We start from the raw sequence: 18,409 nt of genomic DNA on the forward strand, positions 1-18,409 counted from the left end.
TCCTTGTTTTAAGTTGTTTATCCATAAGATAATTATAATTAATCAATTACGCTAATAAACAGCTTTTCAAATTCGCTACCACCAATGATCTTGTTGAAAATTTATATAATTTAACGACTTCAGAAAGAGATTAGCTTCTTCTTGGCTCGTATTTACCTGCGCTGCCAATATTTCATCTAAATCACAACGTAGCAATACCCATTCGGAGCTACTTTCAGCTTTCCAATACAGATGGACCATTGGTGTACAATATCCTATTCCATCTGCTGTTTTAGGATATTCCCGTTTAATTGGAAATTTACATGGGATGATGCCATGCCAAAAACGCACTGTTGGCTGTAGGTCAATAGATGCGCGTCCAATTTCATCTTGCCAGGTATTATCGTTCGTTGTATTCATTCGTTTGGAACAAGGACGATAGCAATGCCCTACATAATCAAATGTACGTTCCCATACTGCCTTTATCTCACCCCGTAAAGCAATATTACCTCTATTAGAGAGGGTGTATACAATATTAAAATTGCTATCATAGGGACGTTTATGTATAACTACTCCGGTATTGGCTTCTTCCTCTACCTGTATCATTCGTAATGCCGGAAGATTTGTCTGTTCCTTAATAGTGAACATCAAATCTTGTTTGGTAACATTATCTTTTCTATCTGCTTTGATCCAAGTCGTTTCTCCTTTCTTCCGGAAGAGTACCCCCAGTTCATAAGTTCCAGCAGGAGCTGTGACATAAGAGCGCCTTCCTGTCCCTTTCATCATTTCGCCATTATTGGCTATTATAGCACATGGCTGAAATTTATCCACAATATTACCCGAATTATCTATAAGTACCATCCGGAAATCTCCTTCCCACTTGTCGGGCATATTACCCGTAGCAGGGTCAAATCCCATCCAATAACCTAAAAAACCAAACATAAAGCCTTCATTGCGGTATACATCAATTCCATATCCTTCATTTCCTGGCTCTATTGAGAAAAAATCTCTATCGGAAGTTCCCAATACTATATTATCCGTTTTACCGAAACTGCTCCAGTGTTGTACATCGATAGGATATTCTTCCAAGTCAATTGGGCTATTGTATCCGCCTTTCAACGTTAAAGTATAGGTATATGCTTTTGCTGTCTCCCATTGATGAACCGCAGGTATCTGATAGGTTCTGTCCTCGCCATCCACTCTTACCGTCAAGGATATTCCTTCAGCCGTACTTACCGGTAGAAGAATAGTTTCAACTACGATAGGATCTTTGTTATCATCCACGATAAAGTTTCCACCGGCCTGATAGCTTCCCCTTTCGCCAATAGGTGTAAGCGTACTGGTAACAAGATTATATTTAGCTTGCTTGTGAATTCCATTCCAGATAACAGATTCTATATGTCCGGCTCCCGGATAGTTATTCTTCTTGAAAGTGACACGTACCAGTGACAGGACGTGCTTCATCTTAACCTCGGCATTGGCTGCACTTGTTCCGACAATCGCAGTACCGGCAAGATAATCGGTCTGCGAAGTTACGTCAATAGGAATATTATCATGGGCATTGATATTTGACGAGTAGGGAAAATAACAATATATATTCTTCAGGGTAGAAGAAAGGGCGACAGCTCCCCCACTCCATGAAGAACCGTTAAACGTGAATTTTTTATTGAGGCATGTGTCGTTATAAAACAAACCTATCTCATCGTCTCTCTGAAACTGGGAAATCGGTGCTTTTGTTGTAACCTCGTCCATTAGCTCTATGTTGGTTGAGAGCTTTAAGAATGTTGACTCATCCGGTTTGGGTGTAGGTATCGGTTCTGGTTCAGGAAAGTCAGTGCCGTTTTCTTTATCACAAGCAACGAGCATACTTACGGCCAATAGACCAAATAATAGTAGTTTTTTCATATTGTTTTATATTGAATAATCGTAATCGTTATCTTTAGTCATTTCCTTTTTCAGGACGATTTCTGTTTCCATTCTTTTAATGGCCGTCTTGAAATAGAATTCAACTATCGGGGCAAGGTTGCGTTCATCTCGGCAGGCTTTAAGAGCACCTATATACTTATCCCTATCCTGCTTTTCAATGAGTATCATAGGGTGTCCCAGTTTGACTAAAATAAAATTCGACAATAACCGCCCAAGTCGGCCATTCCCATCGCGGAATGGATGTAGGAAAATAAAATGTTTGTGAAATTGTGCCGCAATTTCTACAGGATGTACTGGCAGCTCCTCTATTGCCTTTTGCGTAGCTTCCATTAGTTTAGGGACACGTGCTATCAATTTTTCATGATCGCCAAATATTGTATCACCGGCTCCCATGTCAGTATTTGTATATTCTCCTGGTACTGCATCCTTGTATCGGTATGTTAGTGTATGCTGCGTTAGAATCCGGTGTGTTTCTTTAACTAGTTGTTCAGTAAGCGGCCGGTCTGTCTGTTCCATTAGGAATTCATACGCATTGAAGTGATCCAATATCTCAAACGCTTCAAAAAGAGTTTTGCCCTGCGGTATCATTCCCAGACCTTCTTCTTTCAAAGCCCTGGTATCGTCTACAGAGAAGGTATTTCCTTCAATAGCACAACTATGGGCTGAAAAGAGTATTTCATTATACTCTTTCAGATCTTCCACATTGAATTTGTCAATGACTGTTGCTCTGTACTCTTTCAATAAGGTATTATACCTTTCAATCTCTCTTTCAAACATATATTCGATTTTATTAGTCTTCTATAAACTCGTCTTCATATACCCAAATATGTTTGCCGCTTCCGCAAATCTCCACTTCCCATTTAGTATCCCATTTCTCAATCAGGATGATGTTCCAGTATCCTAAATAGGGTTCAATCAATGTCGCTGTTCTCATATGCTAAAATGTCAACTCCTTAGATTCTTTATATTCCTTACAAAGTTGATGGATATTGTCTAGCAAATCATTCTTACTTTCTTTCGAGGTATTCACCCAAAAGCTAGCCCAGCTTTTATCATCCCCATATTCATCTATTTTATATTCTTCGATTGTTTTCCATGCACTAGCACTTATATCTTTTAAAACCACTGGTGTACTATTCTGACAAAATGAAACGTATTCACTAACTGCATCATAAGCAGAATCAATGCCTAAAGCTTTAAGGATACTTTCTTGTGCTGCCTTACTGGTATAACAATAAAAATTAAAAAAGTTGCCTTTACCCTTGCACCAGTTATCCAATGTCTGTTTCAAAAAGACATCAGATACATGTCCTTTCATAGCAGCACAAATAAAGGTTGTATCTATACCTTCCAACACAGAAGCAGACAACTTATCAATTGCTGCTATTTCTTGATTTCTTAAAATTTCACTCATATTCTTATTGTTTTAATACTACTCTGCAAAGATACAAAATTTAATAGATTGCTGCAATATATTACAGCGATTAAAATAAATGTTTAGCAGCATATTCACAGTTACACCGGAATAAAATCAATCATGACTCCTAAAGCATTACTTATTTTAGACAGGTTTTCTATACCTATATCAAAGGTTCCAAGTTCAATTTTTGCAATATAACCACGGTCGAATCCGGTCAATTGTGCAAGTCTTGTTTGTGACAATCCCCTCTCCTTCCGGAGTTCGGCAATTCTTTTCCCTATGCGTATCTTATGATTAATTTCTGTTGCTTCCATATTAAAGTAAGTTAGTAATTAGCTTTGCCGGCATATTCAGTTTGGAGAACGCGAACCACTTCTTCCCCAAGTCTTTCAGGGATGCACCGATGTGATATACTTCGGTATCATCAATGATAAGGAAACGGTCATGGGAAAGTTTGCACGTCCGGATATCGATAGGCGGATACTGGTCATTGAACTTATCCAGGTCTAACTGAAGCTGTGGAGTGATGCGCTGCGTATAGACAGTGGCCGTTACTTCCGGCTGCCGTTTGCTCAGCATGAGTAGTACGCTCTCATCAACATAGTTGTCGATCAGCAAAAGAGAATGTTTGGCCGACTTGATAAGATCCGAAGCGAACTTGTAGGCGTCGAAGATCTGGCCGTCGAAGAAGATACCCTCAACCGGGGGAAGAGAAGTGCGGACAAAGAAGTCAATCTTCTTTGAATGTTCAGATACAGTTTGTTCCAGTTCCGACAGCCGGCGATTTACAGAATAACCTTTAAGAAGGTATTCTTTCAATACTTTATTGGCCCAACGTCTGAAAAGAGTTGCATTTTTACTGTTTACTCGATAGCCAACTGACAAAATCATATCAAGATTATAAATATCAATAACCCGTTTAACTTTTCGAGAACCTTCTAAACGAACTATTTCCATTTTGGAAACAGTTGCTTCCTTCTCTAATTCTCCACTTCGAATGATATTACGTATATGTTTAGAAATAGCCGGAACTTCAGTTCCAAATAATTCAGCTATTTGAGCCTGAGTCAACCAGACCGTTTCATCTTCCATCCTTACTTCCAGCTTGACGGCTTCATCCGGCTGATATAATATGATTTCTCCTTGTTCCATTTACATTTATTATTCTTTTATATCTGTAATAAGGTCTTTAAATAGTTTCTGCGAATACCGAAGTCCCTCTTTGAAAGTTGCTTCATTTTGAGAAGGTGTGAGAGTGTTGTCATCAACGAAAGTCACATAAACAAATCCCAACGCATCGGCTATCTCTTTTTTAGTTTCCGGATCAGTGTGAATTTCAACACCACTTCTTACAAAGCAAAGTCCATCATGTACTTTCATTACGCGTTGAGCTGCTTCGCCATATTTTTGATAATTCCTTTTTATATCCTCATTAAGTTCAATAGGGAGAGCTATTTCATTTCTTGTAAAATAGCGACATGCTGTTTCATTAATGCTTATCTCTGTATTATTCAACTTCCGCTCTCTGTAACGAGTAAAGAAATGAGTACTATATGCATCAATTCTTCTAGTCCAAACCATTGTATCTGATTCAGTATGTTTATATGGAGAACAACCCCATTTCAGTACAAAGCGTCTGCTATCTACATTTACTATAGAAAAATTATCAAATATAGGATTTTCAGCAGCTTGCCTGTTGGCGGCATAAAAAAATAGGATGTACGAATTATGCCGGCTAGGAATTGTGTATTCAAACCATTCCCAGGCTGGAAAACTATTTGCTTTCCGAAGGCTTTTTATTGCCTTAGGAGTTAACTGCTGACGTTTATATTCTAGTTTTGCACGATCAGCGATTAATTCCTCATACATTTCATAAAACGTCATTGAAGGAATAAGCATAACAAAACTTGCATATTAATTTGACAATACTATTACACCGAACTACACTTTATTTATCCATATATTCCAAAAGGGCTATCTTATCTTCCCTACTCGCTTTTGCCCAGAACAACGACCAATTCTTATAATTCCCGTATCGATCAATATTATTGATAATAACAGTTTGCCATGCTGAAGGACTGACTTTCTTCAGTTCATCAAGGCTATGGTTATATCCGAAGAGGAAAAAAGAATGTACGATTTCAGTCTCAAAAGGATATATCTCCGAACGGTTTTTACCTTCACAAATTTGTGCTGTTATCTGGCTGTCATAGTCCGGGTATTTATCTGGTTCTACCTCTACTCCCAAAGCCTCAATCAGCCATCTTTTTATGTCATCATTACTGTTCAGATAAAAATCAAACACATCACCTTTCTTGCTTTCCCACTTGTTCAAGACATGCTTGTATAGCTCATTGTCAAGTTTTCCATAGAGTACTTTATCCATGAAGGCAGTATTGATTATTCCGTTGACTATTGCCATCGTAACAGCGTCAATAGACTGTATTGCTTTCTGTGTATTCATATATTTAATGTTAAAGTTTGACTGATAGGGAAAATAAGCAGACTTTACAATGTTAACTCATAGTCTGTTTCAATAAGGAAGAATATTTCCTTTGTGTTCTTATAAACTCTACGTTTCGCACCGAGAGCTTTTAGCTTTCGATAAGAAATTGTGGCTTTCCTATCCTCTACGGAATCCACGCCATCAATAACTGTATGGATCTTGATATTCTTTTCAGTAACTTTCCATGCCATAATATTTTCCTCTATTAGTTATTAAATTATTACTTCTATCTAAAGCCAATCGGATTACGCGGTTTCTCCTCTATTTTCTTCCAGGACTGAAGTTCGGCCAATGTTTGGCTGATTAGCTCCAGTTGCATCCGGGTATCATCATTGATATCGTTATAGTTGGCAAAAACATCTTCGATGTAGTCTTTCAACTCCTTCATCTGTTTCTCTAACTCCCCTACCCTGTCTACTGGTGGATTTGCTATCAGTTGACGGATGGCGACGAAAGCACGCATGATATTGATATTAACTTGTATTGCGATATCGCTATTCAATACTCCTGAAAGCATTGCCAAGCCGCTTTCAGTAAAGGCAAAAGGTAATTTACGGGTACCGCCCCATCTTGATATCACAAATTGTGATTTCAAGTTATCCCATTCGCTCACCGTTAACTGAAACATAAAATCATCAGGAAACCTTCTAATATTACGTTTCACCGCTTGGTTTAATACTCGTGTTTCCACTTCATACATTTCTGCCAAGTCAAAATCCAGCATTACCTTCTGTCCCCGGATCTCATATATTTTGCTTTGGATAAGTTGTAGTTCGTTCATATTGATTTGATTACCTTTTAAAGAAAATTGTTCACAATTTTGTTTAAGTTTATAATAGGAAAGGCATCCAAAGAATTATCAAATAAATCGTCTATGGTCATTGAGCACTGGTTTATAGGGCATTCGGGTAACTGAATCTCTGGTTCTTTCCGCCCTGGATAGGCCATTAATTGATAATAAAAATTGCCTTGAAAGCCAACACAATCAAATGAGTAAAATCCTTTTCGAGCCATAGTTATAAATGATTGGCAATATATATTCTGATAATAAAAATCAAAAAGTTCTCTTTTGCTTGTCATATCTGGATAAACAAAATCTCTGTCTTTTGGCATTGTCGGAATAAAAAGTTCACAGACCTTTTGAATGTATTGAACGTCTTCAAATGACATATTATAGAATTTTCTTATTATAGAATCATTAATCTTAATCTCTGATTTTTCAAAGATATCAGGCATTTTCTTTACAGTCTCATATGTCACTCTATTACGTTTTATGTTGTTTTGAATAACTTTAGGGACTTCTCCACCTGCGGAAGCTGCATGTATTTTGATTTTATCACCAAAAATAAACCAATCAAAATCTGAAGCATAAATATATAAATCAGAATAAGGCATAATTTTTTATTTAAAAGTATCAATACAATTTTTGCAAGTAGGTTGTTTTTCCATAGTACGTGGACGGATAGCTTCTGAAAAAACAATTTTATTTAATGCTATCTTTTTGCTATGCAAAATTTTATTACTAGCATCTACTTCAGCACAATTCCCTATCGGAAATGGACATTCAGGCCTTATTTTCCCAATAGATCCCAATGACGTTAATCTCTTTATTAAGAGGGGATGCAATTTGGAACGCTTGTAACCTTTATTTTCCCCTGTCTTTTTTATTTTGTTGTATTCAGCCCCTATTACGGTACTTACATTCCTATCTTGTCGGCATTTAAGGGCATATTTAATTACCTTTATAGTCAAAGACTGAGAACACCCTTTTGCAGCCAGCCTTTCATGCTTTCTTTTTTCAAAAGTTTTACTGCCCATACTTTTTCTCTACATCAATAAATGTATTTCTTTATTTTCCCTATTAGTTATTAAAGTTCCATTCCACAATCCGCTTCAATCACCCGATTGTTCACCAGGTCAAAGGTATCCTCTCCAGACAAAGATAATTCATTAATTCGCTCTATCTGCCGATTAAGGAAATAATCTGCATATCCGGAATAATTTTCTGTCTCGTAGAAAGAAATCAGGCCTTTTCTATAGCGCAATATATCCGCATCCTTTGCGGAATATACCGGGATTAAGTCAGCATTCATCATAACGATACTTTCCATCATACGTGAGGTACGCTTGTTCCCGTCTACGAAAGGCTGAAGCCTGGCTATGTTGCAATGCAGGTAGACTGCCTTTTCTAAAGGATTAACGTACAGTTCCTGGTTAAATAGTATCTCATTTAAGGCAATCCGTATCTCCCGGATTTCTTTTGGTGGAACATATTCAGTACCGGTAATCTTGACCGCACGAGAACGTAGTATACCGGACTCTTCACTGGATACCAACTCGCTGGAGATGGATCGATGCAACCGGAACAAGGTACGTTCATCTATCTGCTCCTGGTTATTCCCTTTATTGATATACTCCATTTCGGAAACAAAAGTGTTATAGAGGTTTTTCAGCATCTTGGCATCTTCATATCTCTTTTCCGATGTGATATTATCCTTCAGAAGAGCTTCTGTCTCCACATAGGTATAAGTATTACCTTCTATCTTTCCGGAGTAATAACACCACACCACTGCCAGGTCTTTTATTTCGGAAGATACCAATGAAGAAAGTTTGGCATGCTTGTTCGCCATGATGAAATCCGCCTTTTTCTTTTGTATGTCATTGAATATAGGTGTCATAATTTATTATTTATATATTGATAAATAGAGAATAACTACTATTCATAGGCCCGGAATCCAATCGGGTTACGTGGTTTTTCTTCAATCTTCTTCCTAGCCTGAAGTTCGGCCAATGTTTGGTTGATCAGCTCCAGTTGCATTCGGGTATCATCATTGATGTCGTTATAGTCGGCAAAAACATCTTCGATGTAATCTTTCAACTCCTTCATCTGCTTCTCCAACTCCCCTACTCTGTCTACTGGTGGATTTGCTATCAGTTGACGGATGGCGACGAAGGCACGCATGATATTTCTATTTATTTCAATAGCAGTATCAGAGTTGAGTACACTACTAAGCATGGCTACACCAAGTTCAGTAAAAGCAAAAGGCATGTATTTAAAATTACTTCCTCTGCCGTTCTTCAAGATCACAATTTGTGATCTTGAAAGTTCATCTTTTGTCAGTTCAAACATAAAGTCGTCACCTGAGAAACGTTTCAAGTTACGTCTTACAGACTGTTTTAAAACTCTCGTTTCTATTCCATACATTTCGGCCAAGTCAAAGTCCAGCATTACCTTCTGCCCCCGGATCTCATATATCTTGCCTTGGATGAGTTGTAATTCGTTCATTATTGTATTTTTAAACGCCAACTTCTATACTGCTTCAATTTCATATTGTTTGTCTTTAATATTAGGCAAATACTGCTTAATACCATCAGAAACATCTATGCCATATTTCCCTTTATACATAATTGGCTTCCAGTGAAAGCAGATATATCCGCAACTCGGCTTAATGTCAATTCCGAATTTACGAAGAGGCAAGCCATTAAATCCTTTGAATTTGCGTCTCCATTCTTTCATGAACTTTTCTGAAACTTTATCACATCGGTTGGGAGTGAAATATGTAATCCCATTCATATTGTAGGGAACGACATGGTTAGGGTTGCAATATTTAGGAAATCGGATGTAGTCATAACTCCATACACAAGAAAACGATGTTGCTGTCGCTCTTCTCGTAGAACTATCCATACCGTCTATCTCTATTGGAGTAACGCTGGATAACTCTTTAATCATTTGAACTATTATTTTCTTGTCATCAATCATCTGTTCATAAAACTGCTTGAATAGACTTTCAAGTTCGGTTCCTCGTATTCCTGTTATGATCATACTGGTACATTTATTCATGTCAACACATGTTGTTGAACTATTTAAGATCATTCATTTATTGACTATATTAGGAAGTCATACTTTCATTAACCTATACAGTTCTTTGTTCAAGGTGCCAACATTACACCTCAAAGACTTCCATTCTTTATTCAATCTTAATAGCTTCCATGAACTTTAATAACACAGCGACTCTTTTCGTATGAAATGAAAGTTGATCGAATAGTTTGTGTGTCTTAAGCATTTCAATAGCTGCATTTGCTGTAATAACTCCTTGTTCGTACAGCCTGATAGTGGCATATAACTGATCATTAGCAACAGGCCCCATTACCAATTCGTATACCCCTGTCGTTTTTCCTTTACGGTTGTTGACGACAAATTCCAACCACTCTTTTGTTGCACCTGCGAAATGGCGAACAGTAAATTCTCTGTCAAGGATATTATCAGGCACTTCATAAACCGAGACAATCGCCCTATTGCCTCGTTCCCTATTCTTTTTGAGTAAAGCCCATTTTTTTGCTTGCTCAAAATTGGTTGTTGTATAAAATCCTTTACCGAAGTCCGTAGCGTTTCTTCCTTTTTGTATATTAGGATGTTTCACGATAACCGTTGAACCATGATATAACTTCATCTCTTTTTATTTATGTAGGTTGTTATAGTATCTAATATATATTCAGTGTCTTGGGTATGCAACATCTCAAAATTATCATTTAGAAACTCGAAGACTCCATGAGCAGAGAATAAAAGAAGAACTTCTTCCGCACTCTTCTTTTTAGCTTCCCTGTAATTTTCTATACAGAACATTTTGAAAAGTAGAATTTTAGGGTCATCACCTTGCGCTTTTCTCTGTTCTGTTTTCTCTTTTTCTAATGCTTCATAAAGCGATAGTGTACTTGAATACCATAATTTAGTATTCAAATCCAATAAGAACTTATACAATTGGGAAGAATAAACATAATATAAGGCATCCCTTAAAGGCAATGTCTTTTTCTTCATAACCATATTAACCAATTCACGCATCACAAATGGAAGCATGGCATAACCTAATTGATTTTGATCATTCTGAAGCATCTTTTATATTTTTATGTTATCTACTTTTATAACTATTAATAGCCCCTATCCGTTCAATTCTTTCTGCTTATTTTCCAAATAACTAAGGCCTTTTTCATCTAACTCGCCGTTTTTCATGTGTTCATCCAAGAATTTACGGATAGCAATGTAGGTAACGTCTTTCATCTCAATGCCATATTCCACCTTAATGCGCCCCAGCATTTTATGTGTATTTACATCCAACCACACATTCATGGGTTTGACCCGTTCCACTTTTAGAATTTGCTTTGGACGACCCTTTGTTTTTTTAGCCTCTTTTACTTCAACGGTATCAACAACAGGCTGTTGTTCATCCTTTTCCAGCTCTGCATCTAACATTGGTTCGTTAGCCTTATTCTCTGCTTTCTTTCGACGTAGCATTTGATTCTCTTCTTTTTGGTTCTTTACCATTGAACCTATTTCGCTTAAAAAGTCTACTTTTTCATTTTTTCCTGCCATAATATCAAATGTATTAGTTTTCATTATCATTTACTGGGCGTTCCTCCGGGTTCTTTATATACCATGCTTCCAAAGCTCGATGCTGCCAATCCTCAGGTCTTTTCTCACCTGTAATTTCTTCAGCAAGACTCATGTAATCCTCAGCACCGTTACTTTCCGGATCGTGTTCGAATATGGTTTTATGCTTTAATGGGCTTTCATCAAAACGGACACTTTTACGTATTTTTGTTTTGAACACCTTTCCGGGGAATTGGCTTTCAAAATACTCTATTACACTTTTGCTAATGCGGGTATTTCGATCATATCGTATAGGTAAAAAGCCTAGTATGTCCAAGTCCTCATTAAATTCATCATCTTTGACTTCATTTATGGAATCAATCAATGTCTGCATCCCTTTCAAGGAAAAGCCACTACAATCTATGGGAACCAACACCTGATCACTGACTACCATTGCATTAAAGTTTACGATACTTTCTTTAGGAGAACAGTCAATTAAAATATAATCAAAGGCATCCTGAATCGGTTTTAATTTGCGTTTTAAAATACGTTCTCTTGCTTTCCGCGCAGCCAGCATCATATCAGCATCACGGAGTTCTCGTGAAGAAGGTATATAATATAAGCATTCCTTTCCGTCATATCTGTTGTCTATAGCTTCATATCTTACATACACCGGAACAGAACTTTCTTCGCTTTGCTGCATAAACCATTCGTTGAAGGTCTCATCTCCTGCAGCCCCATCAAAACCCAGTAGAAACGTAAGATCACACTGCGGATCTGTGTCTATCAAAAGCACTCTTTTTCCAAGAATCCAAAGTGCTGTACCCAGGCTGGCAGTTGTAGTAGTCTTTGCCACCCCGCCTTTGTAATTTAAAACGCTTAATATTGTTGCCATATATTCAGATATATAATTTCATGTAGCAAAAATACGCTTTCGTTTTTGAATAAACAATTTTAAAAATCTAAATATCCGAACATTTAGATTTTTTTATATTTAAGAATGTATATATTTAAATTCTCGAATATTTATATATGTGTATATTAAAAATTTTAGACTTTTGCATATTTAAGAGTTTAACTGTTTGTATATTTATATATTTAAGCACTTAAATATGTAGATATTTATATGTTTATGCTTCTAAATATGTAAAATATTTAATATTTATAATTTTAAACACTTAAAAATACAAATATTAATATATGTATATATTCAAATGCTTGCATTTTAAAATATTAAAATATAAAAGAGTTTAAATATGCGCAATAGAGATGAAACACTTAACACCAATATATTAAAATACACAGATTGTAAATACGTAGATGTGCAGATATTTAAAAATGTATATTTTTAAATATCTATATATGATAAGCAAATTCACCAATCTACCCCACTAATGATAGGGTATGGGAGTAGTCTTATTTTGAAATATTATCTTTCCCTACTTGTTCAGGATAACTTTATACTATTTTTGCATTCCAATAGACAGAGCAAACAACGAATGGATCTTACAACAGCGATAACTAACTTTGAGAAAGAACTTCAGGCCATAGGGTTCAATGGCACTGATGCTTTATTAATTCAAATAAATATAGGTGGAGAGAATTATATAAGGTGTAGTGGCAACTTGAACAACCTCGTCGGTTCACAGATACCGATAAGGGAAAAGCATGACAGCCTGGTTGAATTTATGAGCAAAGAAATAGCTATTGCCACAGTCAGGGAGAGTACAAGGTGTCTGCATCGGGACACTCTCTCTTTATTAGCGGACTTTTCGGCCAACATCAAACTTCAGGAAATAACAAGCGAATATCTGCAAAGACTGGAAATATATATGAGGGTAGAGTGCCAGCTTTCTATCAATACCATAGCTAGGCATATGAAAACGCTCAAACGCTATATCAATGTAGCCAGGAAGAAAGGCATCATAACAACTTACCCTTTCCTTAATTACACGATAAAGACCGAACAGTCACATCGCGACGCATTGACAGAAAAGGAATTGGAGAAACTGGAACATTACCGGGAGAAACTGAAAGAGCCTAATGAAACATTGAATGCCTTCCTTTTTAGTTGCTATACCGGGTTACGCTATTCGGATATATGCGCATTTACCAAACAGAATATACGTACTATAAATAGGAAAAAGTGGATTGTTCTCCGCATGATCAAGACCAATAAAGAAGTTCGCATTCCATTATCCACGATCTTTGAAGGAAAAGCCCTTAAGTTAACAAAATCAATAGCCCGCTCTCGAGGTCTATTGTTTCACATGGAAAGTAACCAGCAGGCGAATCGTATATTAAAAAGAATAGCAAAACAAATAGGGATAAAGAAGATTACATTCCACACAGCAAGACATACATGTGGTACTTTGCTGTTATATAGGGGTGTCAGTATAACCACAGTGCAAGCGATACTCGGCCATCAAAGTGTGAAAACGACCCAGATATATAGTGCAGTTACAGACCTTACTATGGAAAAAGAACTGAGGAAAGCAAATAGAAAAAATTATAGAGTAGGGAAGAGGGAAAAGTAAAGGATTGTTATATTTGAATGGGGGGGGTAGGGAAAACATAATTTATTTAGTTGACTAGAGAAACAGCGTGCCATATAAATAAAATATCTTTAAAAGCCTATTTTTAATATAATATATTATATTTGTAGCATTTATACAAAAAAATCAAATTAAAATGAAAGTATTAAGATTTGTCAGACTAGTTTTTATTATTGTTATTACGTCTCTAAGCCTTGCAGCCTGTAATGAAGATAGCAACTCAACTGCACCAATATTTTATATTGATTCTTCACTGGAAGAAGGACTTATATTTGGTGGAGAAGGAGGAGAGCAATTCATAAAATTTGGTTGTAGTATGGATTGGAATTTACAAATTTCATCTCCTAATAATGATATGACATGGTGTACACCCTCCATGACAAGTGGAAAAGCGGGAAACTATAACGTAAAATTTACTGTTACAAAAAATACAGACGAGAATGAACGATTCGTATATGTCAATATCTTTGCGGGAACATCAACTATAACATTTATAATTACTCAACATAAAAAAAACACTGAAGATGATGTGGAAAAACCAACTATAAGTTTATCTCAAGAGAGTTTTAATGTAGAAACGAGAGGGGGTATAATAAAAGTTGATGTGGAAAGCAATGTCCAATATATGATTCAAATGCCAGATATTGATTGGATCACGGAAATGACAGATAACACAAAAGCTTCTAATAGCCATTATTTTGCTATCAGTGAGAATCCTTTGCTTACAGATAGAAATGCAGACATACTATTCGTAACTCAAGAGCTTGATACACTTGCGACCGTTGTTATTGAACAAAGAGCGAATAACTTTATCACAGTAAATTCAACAGAAGCTGGCAGTCTGCTTGGCATCATTGGTGCAGAACACATAGAAGATGTTACAGGATTAAAAGTTATTGGTGATATAAACGGAAATGATATTGTTCTTATTAAGAGAATGACCAACTTAATAAATCTTGATTTAAGCCAGTCTCGAATCGTAGAAGGTGGTGTTTCTTATGGGAAAAAAGATATTCACTACACAATACCCATTTATATAGATGATGAAAAACACCCTCAAGTCGATGCTTATACAGAAAATGATATTATTGGAGAAAATATGTTTGAGAACTGCAATTTTAAATCAATAAAACTACCAAATTCTTCCAAAAAAATAGATGCAAGAGCATTCAAGAACTGTCTCCTATTGAAGAATGTAAATATACCTAAATCAGTGAATTATATTTCATGGTTTGCCTTCTATAACTGCAAGTCACTTGACAATGTTATTTTTGAAAATGAGGCTAAACCGGGTATTGGTTACAATGCTTTTGCTAGATGTGAATCTTTAAAAAATATTGACTTGCCTGACGGCATTTCGGAAATATTAAGGTTGGTATTTGCTGGTTGTATTTCATTAGAAGAGATAAAAATACCATCAAATGTAACAAAACTCTACCAATCACTATTCGCAGGATGCAGCTCGCTCGAACATGTCAATATGCCGAATAATATTACAGAAATAGAGTATGGCGTTTTTAGCAATTGCAAAAGTCTAAAAAAAATAGATATACCTAAGAGTATAACAGAAATACAAGGATACACGTTCAACTGATGTTCTTCATTGGAAACAGTCATAATACCAGAGAATACTTCAGCAATTAAGGAATATGCCTTTAATAAATGCACTAATTTAAAAGAAATTCACATAAAGGCCTTGCCTACAACATTAAAAAGTATACATGAAACGGCTTTCGGGGAGGAAGTTTATACAAATGCAACCCTATTTATTCCCAAAAAGACTTGGAATGATTATTTTTTAACCCCATTGGGATATTTTGATAAGTATATTGAGGAATAGAGTTTTGTACTATGTATATTATTCATGAATACGATGGATGTTATAGGAGAAATAACTTAATTATCAGAATCTTGCAATAGATAAACAGTAATCCCCCTACTTCATGATCGAAGTAGGGGGATTACTGTATTTATACCGATAGAGAAAGAAGTAATTCTAGCTACTTTTTTCTTCTTTGTCTTTTATCTTACAAACTTTATCATTGTTTTGGGTAAGGATATAATTTTAAGCGTTGTTCAGAGAAAGTGGATATTTTAGACTGTAAAGCATTGTAAAAAATGTAATAAAAATATAATATCCGTTTGTTCTTGCAAATCCATTTATTTATTATCTTTGCATTATTATGTCTTATTTTATTAATAATTAATTATTTTATCTAAACTTATGATGAAATTAAACGCTATCAAGTATTGGTATGGGTTTATACTCATGTTGGGTGTAATGTCGTTTGTCGCATGTACAGACGATAATGAGGACACGGAAGCACCTGTTTTGGAAGTTTCCCCTACAACCCTTAACTTCACGGCAGAAGGTACTGTTGAAGAAGGTAGTCAATCTTATTTTGAGATTATTGCTAATAGAAAATGGACTATTACGGTACAGGATGAGAAGGACTGGGTTACACTTTCCAAGACTGAAGGTGAGGGCAATGCAAAAATTGAGGTTAGTGTACCTGCTGGTACTACTGATGAAGCTAAGGTTGATATACAAATAAGTAATAAAACAGGGGCTTTATTGTCGAAAACCGTAACCATCAAGCGCGGTATGGGCAGTGAACCTATCGAAACTGTTGTGATTTATCAGGAATCATTAGGAACTACAGCCGTTTCGGAAAAAACGCCGGTCAAGGACTTTACTGGTTGGGATAAACAAGGTACAGGGGTAGCTAATGTAACTTATACCGGTAGTTCGGAGAAGATGGATGTACGTGCCAAGAGTAGCGGGGGCTATGAGGGTGCGTCTGGTGGTAATGCTTTCTTCTTTGGAACTGGTCCGGCTTCATTGATTATCAATAAGATTGCTTTGACTTCCGAACAGACTAAATTGAAACTGACTTTTGGTGCAAATTCTTATGTGTACGATACAAAAGATAATTCATTTGATGAATCCAAGTTCCCGGTATATTTGAGCGCTGACGGTACGAACTGGAAACAACTTACCTATACAAGAAATAAAGGAGATGAGCAATCTCCCAATTGGGTATTGGCTACAGCAAACTTTACTTTGAAGAATGCTGTTTCAGAGTTGTATATCAAATTTGCACCAACAACTGCATCTTTGTTTAGCCTGGATGATATTGTTCTTGTTACTGGTATTGGCGGTACAGAGATTGATTTAGCTGGTGGCAGCACAGAACCTGGTGAGGCAACTCCTATTACCATTACCGAACTGGTAGATTTGGCAAAAGCTAATACAACTCAGGTAGAAATAGATGCTACCGCCGATAGATATTTTGAAGCAGTAGTGCAAGCTGATGTAAATGCTGGAAACTATACCCAAAGAAATTTAGCTTTAGCAGTGGAAGGAGCAACTGATGCTAAACAGGGTATTACATTATACGGAGATCAGGTAGAACCGTCCACATTGAACTTGACTAAAGGCGATAAGGTAAAAGTCACATTATATAAGAGTCTGGCAAAAGTTGTAAACTATTCTGGACTTTATGAAGTGACTGGTGCACAAGGAAGCACTTGGTGCAAAATAGAAAAGATAGGGACAGCAGAAATAACTCCTATCGTTCTAACAGACTTATCTAATCTTGCCGATTATCAGGGAACAACAGTCACTATAAATAATGTGACTTCTCCCACGGAAAGTAAAATATGGGGAGCGGAGAGTGCTCAGGAATTTACCGTAAACGGTACGAAACTGAATGTTTTTTGCAAAAGTGTAGGAGATTTTGCTACTACTGCTTATCAAGCTAATACAACAGGAAATATAACCGGTCTTATCACTGTTTACAAAAATGCTGTACAGATTGTGCCGCGTACAATTGCAGATGTGGCAGATTTCACTTCCAGTAATCCTTATATTTCAAGAGTGGAACCGGCAATGCTTACATTTCCGTTGACAGGTGGTGAGCAAGAAGTTACCGTTATAGGAGCAAACTTGGAAGGAAAGACATTGAATGTATCAGGGATTTCTAACCCGGTTTTTGCAGAAGTTAATGGCAATATAGTAAAAGTAAAGGTGGAAGGAGCAACTGCATCAGGAACCCAGACTTTAACTATAAGTGTAGATGGCGGCAATTCACAGGACGTAACTATCAATATTGTGGATGAATCGGCTGCCCCTACTATTTCTTTGGACTTTACAAACGATGAAATATTTCCAACGGACTTTCCTAGTGGGAGTGCGGATGCAAAGAAAACAGAAGAAGATAATCCGGATAAATACACCTTTAACGGATATACTTTGAAGATACATTCCGCCGGTGGCTATTATAAAAATGCTGGTTATTTGATGCTTAAGAACGCTAAATGTTATATAGAATTTCCTGTTATTAACGGTAAAAAATTAGTAAAGGTCGTAGCATCTAATAGCAGTACAACTTCTACAGCTCTATCAATGGCGATTCAAGATACTAACGGGGCTATTGTTACCGGTGGTGAATCACAAAAATGGAGTACACAGAATTCAAGTTATACCTACATCTTAACAGGAACATCTGTAGATACAGCTTATCGGATTGTTCAAACAAGTTCAAAAAATGCCCAAATAAGCAAACTTGATTTGTATTACGAATAATATATAATAACAAATTTATAAGACCCTTGAAGAGAGAATTATCTTTTCAAGGGTCTCATTATCTAAAACA

23 protein-coding genes are annotated in these 18,409 nt (G+C 36.4%); 4 read left to right on the top strand and 19 right to left on the bottom strand.

Translation table 11 applies throughout. The features are described from left to right. Positions 1-75 precede the first annotated feature (75 nt). The 19 genes from H8S52_RS01165 to H8S52_RS01260 all read right to left on the bottom strand — a co-directional run bounded on the left by H8S52_RS01165 (position 76) and on the right by H8S52_RS01260 (position 12,091). On the bottom strand, positions 76-1,884 hold the full coding sequence (locus tag H8S52_RS01165) for a fimbrillin family protein (RefSeq protein WP_186909198.1): 1,809 nt from the start codon (positions 1,882-1,884) through the stop codon (positions 76-78). A gap of 6 nt (positions 1,885-1,890) precedes the next feature. Then, positions 1,891-2,682 (bottom strand): Fic family protein, encoded by a 792-nt coding sequence (locus H8S52_RS01170; protein WP_117742233.1) that lies wholly within the window; start codon positions 2,680-2,682, stop codon positions 1,891-1,893. A gap of 13 nt (positions 2,683-2,695) precedes the next feature. Continuing rightward, positions 2,696-2,839 (bottom strand): hypothetical protein, encoded by a 144-nt coding sequence (locus H8S52_RS01175; RefSeq protein ID WP_186909199.1) that lies wholly within the window; start codon positions 2,837-2,839, stop codon positions 2,696-2,698. Positions 2,840-2,842: 3 nt separating this feature from the next. Further along, complete coding sequence (locus H8S52_RS01180; protein ID WP_117742234.1) at positions 2,843-3,319, bottom strand: hypothetical protein; 477 nt, start codon at positions 3,317-3,319, stop codon at positions 2,843-2,845. Positions 3,320-3,420: 101 nt separating this feature from the next. Continuing rightward, on the bottom strand, positions 3,421-3,639 hold the full coding sequence (locus H8S52_RS01185; protein WP_117742235.1) for a helix-turn-helix domain-containing protein: 219 nt from the start codon (positions 3,637-3,639) through the stop codon (positions 3,421-3,423). Between the two features lies 1 nt (position 3,640). Next, positions 3,641-4,477, bottom strand: a complete 837-nt coding sequence (gene rhuM, locus H8S52_RS01190; RefSeq protein WP_117742236.1) for a virulence RhuM family protein — start codon at positions 4,475-4,477, stop codon at positions 3,641-3,643. Between the two features lie 9 nt (positions 4,478-4,486). Beyond that, entirely contained in the window at positions 4,487-5,224 is a 738-nt protein-coding gene (locus H8S52_RS19860; RefSeq protein WP_255469948.1) for a hypothetical protein, read from the bottom strand. 49 nt (positions 5,225-5,273) lie between these two features. Next, positions 5,274-5,789, bottom strand: a complete 516-nt coding sequence (locus tag H8S52_RS01205) for a hypothetical protein (RefSeq protein WP_186909200.1) — start codon at positions 5,787-5,789, stop codon at positions 5,274-5,276. Between the two features lie 44 nt (positions 5,790-5,833). Next, complete coding sequence (locus tag H8S52_RS01210) at positions 5,834-6,022, bottom strand: hypothetical protein (protein WP_117742238.1); 189 nt, start codon at positions 6,020-6,022, stop codon at positions 5,834-5,836. Between the two features lie 35 nt (positions 6,023-6,057). Then, a complete protein-coding gene (locus H8S52_RS01215) occupies positions 6,058-6,612 on the bottom strand; it encodes an ORF6N domain-containing protein (RefSeq protein WP_186909201.1) in 555 nt (184 codons plus the stop codon). 17 nt (positions 6,613-6,629) lie between these two features. Further along, complete coding sequence (locus H8S52_RS01220) at positions 6,630-7,226, bottom strand: hypothetical protein (RefSeq protein WP_186909202.1); 597 nt, start codon at positions 7,224-7,226, stop codon at positions 6,630-6,632. 6 nt (positions 7,227-7,232) lie between these two features. After that, on the bottom strand, positions 7,233-7,649 hold the full coding sequence (locus H8S52_RS01225; RefSeq protein WP_186909203.1) for a hypothetical protein: 417 nt from the start codon (positions 7,647-7,649) through the stop codon (positions 7,233-7,235). A 50-nt stretch (positions 7,650-7,699) separates the two neighbouring features. Next, on the bottom strand, positions 7,700-8,509 hold the full coding sequence (locus H8S52_RS01230) for a Fic family protein (protein ID WP_186909204.1): 810 nt from the start codon (positions 8,507-8,509) through the stop codon (positions 7,700-7,702). Between the two features lie 38 nt (positions 8,510-8,547). Then, positions 8,548-9,117, bottom strand: coding sequence for an ORF6N domain-containing protein (locus H8S52_RS01235; RefSeq protein WP_186909205.1), 570 nt, complete (start codon positions 9,115-9,117; stop codon positions 8,548-8,550). Between the two features lie 24 nt (positions 9,118-9,141). Then, entirely contained in the window at positions 9,142-9,654 is a 513-nt protein-coding gene (locus H8S52_RS01240) for a hypothetical protein (RefSeq protein WP_186909206.1), read from the bottom strand. A gap of 145 nt (positions 9,655-9,799) precedes the next feature. After that, positions 9,800-10,282 (bottom strand): DUF3990 domain-containing protein, encoded by a 483-nt coding sequence (locus H8S52_RS01245; protein WP_117742242.1) that lies wholly within the window; start codon positions 10,280-10,282, stop codon positions 9,800-9,802. After that, positions 10,279-10,722 (bottom strand): DUF3791 domain-containing protein, encoded by a 444-nt coding sequence (locus H8S52_RS01250; protein ID WP_186909207.1) that lies wholly within the window; start codon positions 10,720-10,722, stop codon positions 10,279-10,281. The genes H8S52_RS01245 and H8S52_RS01250 overlap by 4 nt, the downstream gene beginning before the upstream one ends. Before the next feature lie 45 nt (positions 10,723-10,767). After that, positions 10,768-11,223, bottom strand: coding sequence for a hypothetical protein (locus H8S52_RS01255; RefSeq protein WP_186909208.1), 456 nt, complete (start codon positions 11,221-11,223; stop codon positions 10,768-10,770). Beyond that, the gene (locus tag H8S52_RS01260; RefSeq protein WP_117742245.1) at positions 11,213-12,091 is read right to left on the bottom strand and encodes a ParA family protein; all 879 of its coding nucleotides are present in this window, start codon (positions 12,089-12,091) and stop codon (positions 11,213-11,215) included. The genes H8S52_RS01255 and H8S52_RS01260 overlap by 11 nt, the downstream gene beginning before the upstream one ends. 604 nt (positions 12,092-12,695) lie before the next feature. On the opposite strand from H8S52_RS01260, the gene H8S52_RS01265 reads away from it, so the two are divergent. From H8S52_RS01265 to H8S52_RS01280, 4 genes are all read left to right on the top strand, one after another. Beyond that, a complete protein-coding gene (locus H8S52_RS01265) occupies positions 12,696-13,733 on the top strand; it encodes a site-specific integrase (protein ID WP_186909209.1) in 1,038 nt (345 codons plus the stop codon). Positions 13,734-13,887: 154 nt separating this feature from the next. After that, the gene (locus H8S52_RS01270; RefSeq protein WP_186909210.1) at positions 13,888-15,345 is read left to right on the top strand and encodes a leucine-rich repeat protein; all 1,458 of its coding nucleotides are present in this window, start codon (positions 13,888-13,890) and stop codon (positions 15,343-15,345) included. A gap of 9 nt (positions 15,346-15,354) precedes the next feature. Then, entirely contained in the window at positions 15,355-15,591 is a 237-nt protein-coding gene (locus H8S52_RS01275; RefSeq protein WP_186909211.1) for a leucine-rich repeat protein, read from the top strand. Between the two features lie 384 nt (positions 15,592-15,975). After that, positions 15,976-18,339: a DUF5689 domain-containing protein gene (locus tag H8S52_RS01280; protein ID WP_186909212.1), complete on the top strand. Its 2,364-nt coding sequence runs from the start codon at positions 15,976-15,978 to the stop codon at positions 18,337-18,339. Positions 18,340-18,409: the final 70 nt, after the last annotated feature.

Source organism: Bacteroides sp. NSJ-48 (assembly GCF_014287405.1).
Taxonomy (GTDB): Bacteria; Bacteroidota; Bacteroidia; order Bacteroidales; family Bacteroidaceae; genus Bacteroides; species Bacteroides stercoris.

Bases quoted from the DNA above. Each gene is read 5' to 3' on its own strand.
- H8S52_RS01165 (WP_186909198.1), bottom strand. From the start codon at position 1,884: ATGAAAAAACTACTATTATTTGGTCTATTGGCCGTAAGTATGCTCGTT.
- H8S52_RS01170 (WP_117742233.1), bottom strand. From the start codon at position 2,682: ATGTTTGAAAGAGAGATTGAAAGGTATAATACCTTATTGAAAGAGTAC.
- H8S52_RS01175 (WP_186909199.1), bottom strand. From the start codon at position 2,839: ATGAGAACAGCGACATTGATTGAACCCTATTTAGGATACTGGAACATC.
- H8S52_RS01180 (WP_117742234.1), bottom strand. From the start codon at position 3,319: ATGAGTGAAATTTTAAGAAATCAAGAAATAGCAGCAATTGATAAGTTG.
- H8S52_RS01185 (WP_117742235.1), bottom strand. From the start codon at position 3,639: ATGGAAGCAACAGAAATTAATCATAAGATACGCATAGGGAAAAGAATT.
- rhuM (WP_117742236.1), bottom strand. From the start codon at position 4,477: ATGGAACAAGGAGAAATCATATTATATCAGCCGGATGAAGCCGTCAAG.
- H8S52_RS19860 (WP_255469948.1), bottom strand. From the start codon at position 5,224: ATGCTTATTCCTTCAATGACGTTTTATGAAATGTATGAGGAATTAATC.
- H8S52_RS01205 (WP_186909200.1), bottom strand. From the start codon at position 5,789: ATGAATACACAGAAAGCAATACAGTCTATTGACGCTGTTACGATGGCA.
- H8S52_RS01210 (WP_117742238.1), bottom strand. From the start codon at position 6,022: ATGGCATGGAAAGTTACTGAAAAGAATATCAAGATCCATACAGTTATT.
- H8S52_RS01215 (WP_186909201.1), bottom strand. From the start codon at position 6,612: ATGAACGAACTACAACTTATCCAAAGCAAAATATATGAGATCCGGGGA.
- H8S52_RS01220 (WP_186909202.1), bottom strand. From the start codon at position 7,226: ATGCCTTATTCTGATTTATATATTTATGCTTCAGATTTTGATTGGTTT.
- H8S52_RS01225 (WP_186909203.1), bottom strand. From the start codon at position 7,649: ATGGGCAGTAAAACTTTTGAAAAAAGAAAGCATGAAAGGCTGGCTGCA.
- H8S52_RS01230 (WP_186909204.1), bottom strand. From the start codon at position 8,509: ATGACACCTATATTCAATGACATACAAAAGAAAAAGGCGGATTTCATC.
- H8S52_RS01235 (WP_186909205.1), bottom strand. From the start codon at position 9,117: ATGAACGAATTACAACTCATCCAAGGCAAGATATATGAGATCCGGGGG.
- H8S52_RS01240 (WP_186909206.1), bottom strand. From the start codon at position 9,654: ATGATCATAACAGGAATACGAGGAACCGAACTTGAAAGTCTATTCAAG.
- H8S52_RS01245 (WP_117742242.1), bottom strand. From the start codon at position 10,282: ATGAAGTTATATCATGGTTCAACGGTTATCGTGAAACATCCTAATATA.
- H8S52_RS01250 (WP_186909207.1), bottom strand. From the start codon at position 10,722: ATGCTTCAGAATGATCAAAATCAATTAGGTTATGCCATGCTTCCATTT.
- H8S52_RS01255 (WP_186909208.1), bottom strand. From the start codon at position 11,223: ATGAAAACTAATACATTTGATATTATGGCAGGAAAAAATGAAAAAGTA.
- H8S52_RS01260 (WP_117742245.1), bottom strand. From the start codon at position 12,091: ATGGCAACAATATTAAGCGTTTTAAATTACAAAGGCGGGGTGGCAAAG.
- H8S52_RS01265 (WP_186909209.1), top strand. From the start codon at position 12,696: ATGGATCTTACAACAGCGATAACTAACTTTGAGAAAGAACTTCAGGCC.
- H8S52_RS01270 (WP_186909210.1), top strand. From the start codon at position 13,888: ATGAAAGTATTAAGATTTGTCAGACTAGTTTTTATTATTGTTATTACG.
- H8S52_RS01280 (WP_186909212.1), top strand. From the start codon at position 15,976: ATGATGAAATTAAACGCTATCAAGTATTGGTATGGGTTTATACTCATG.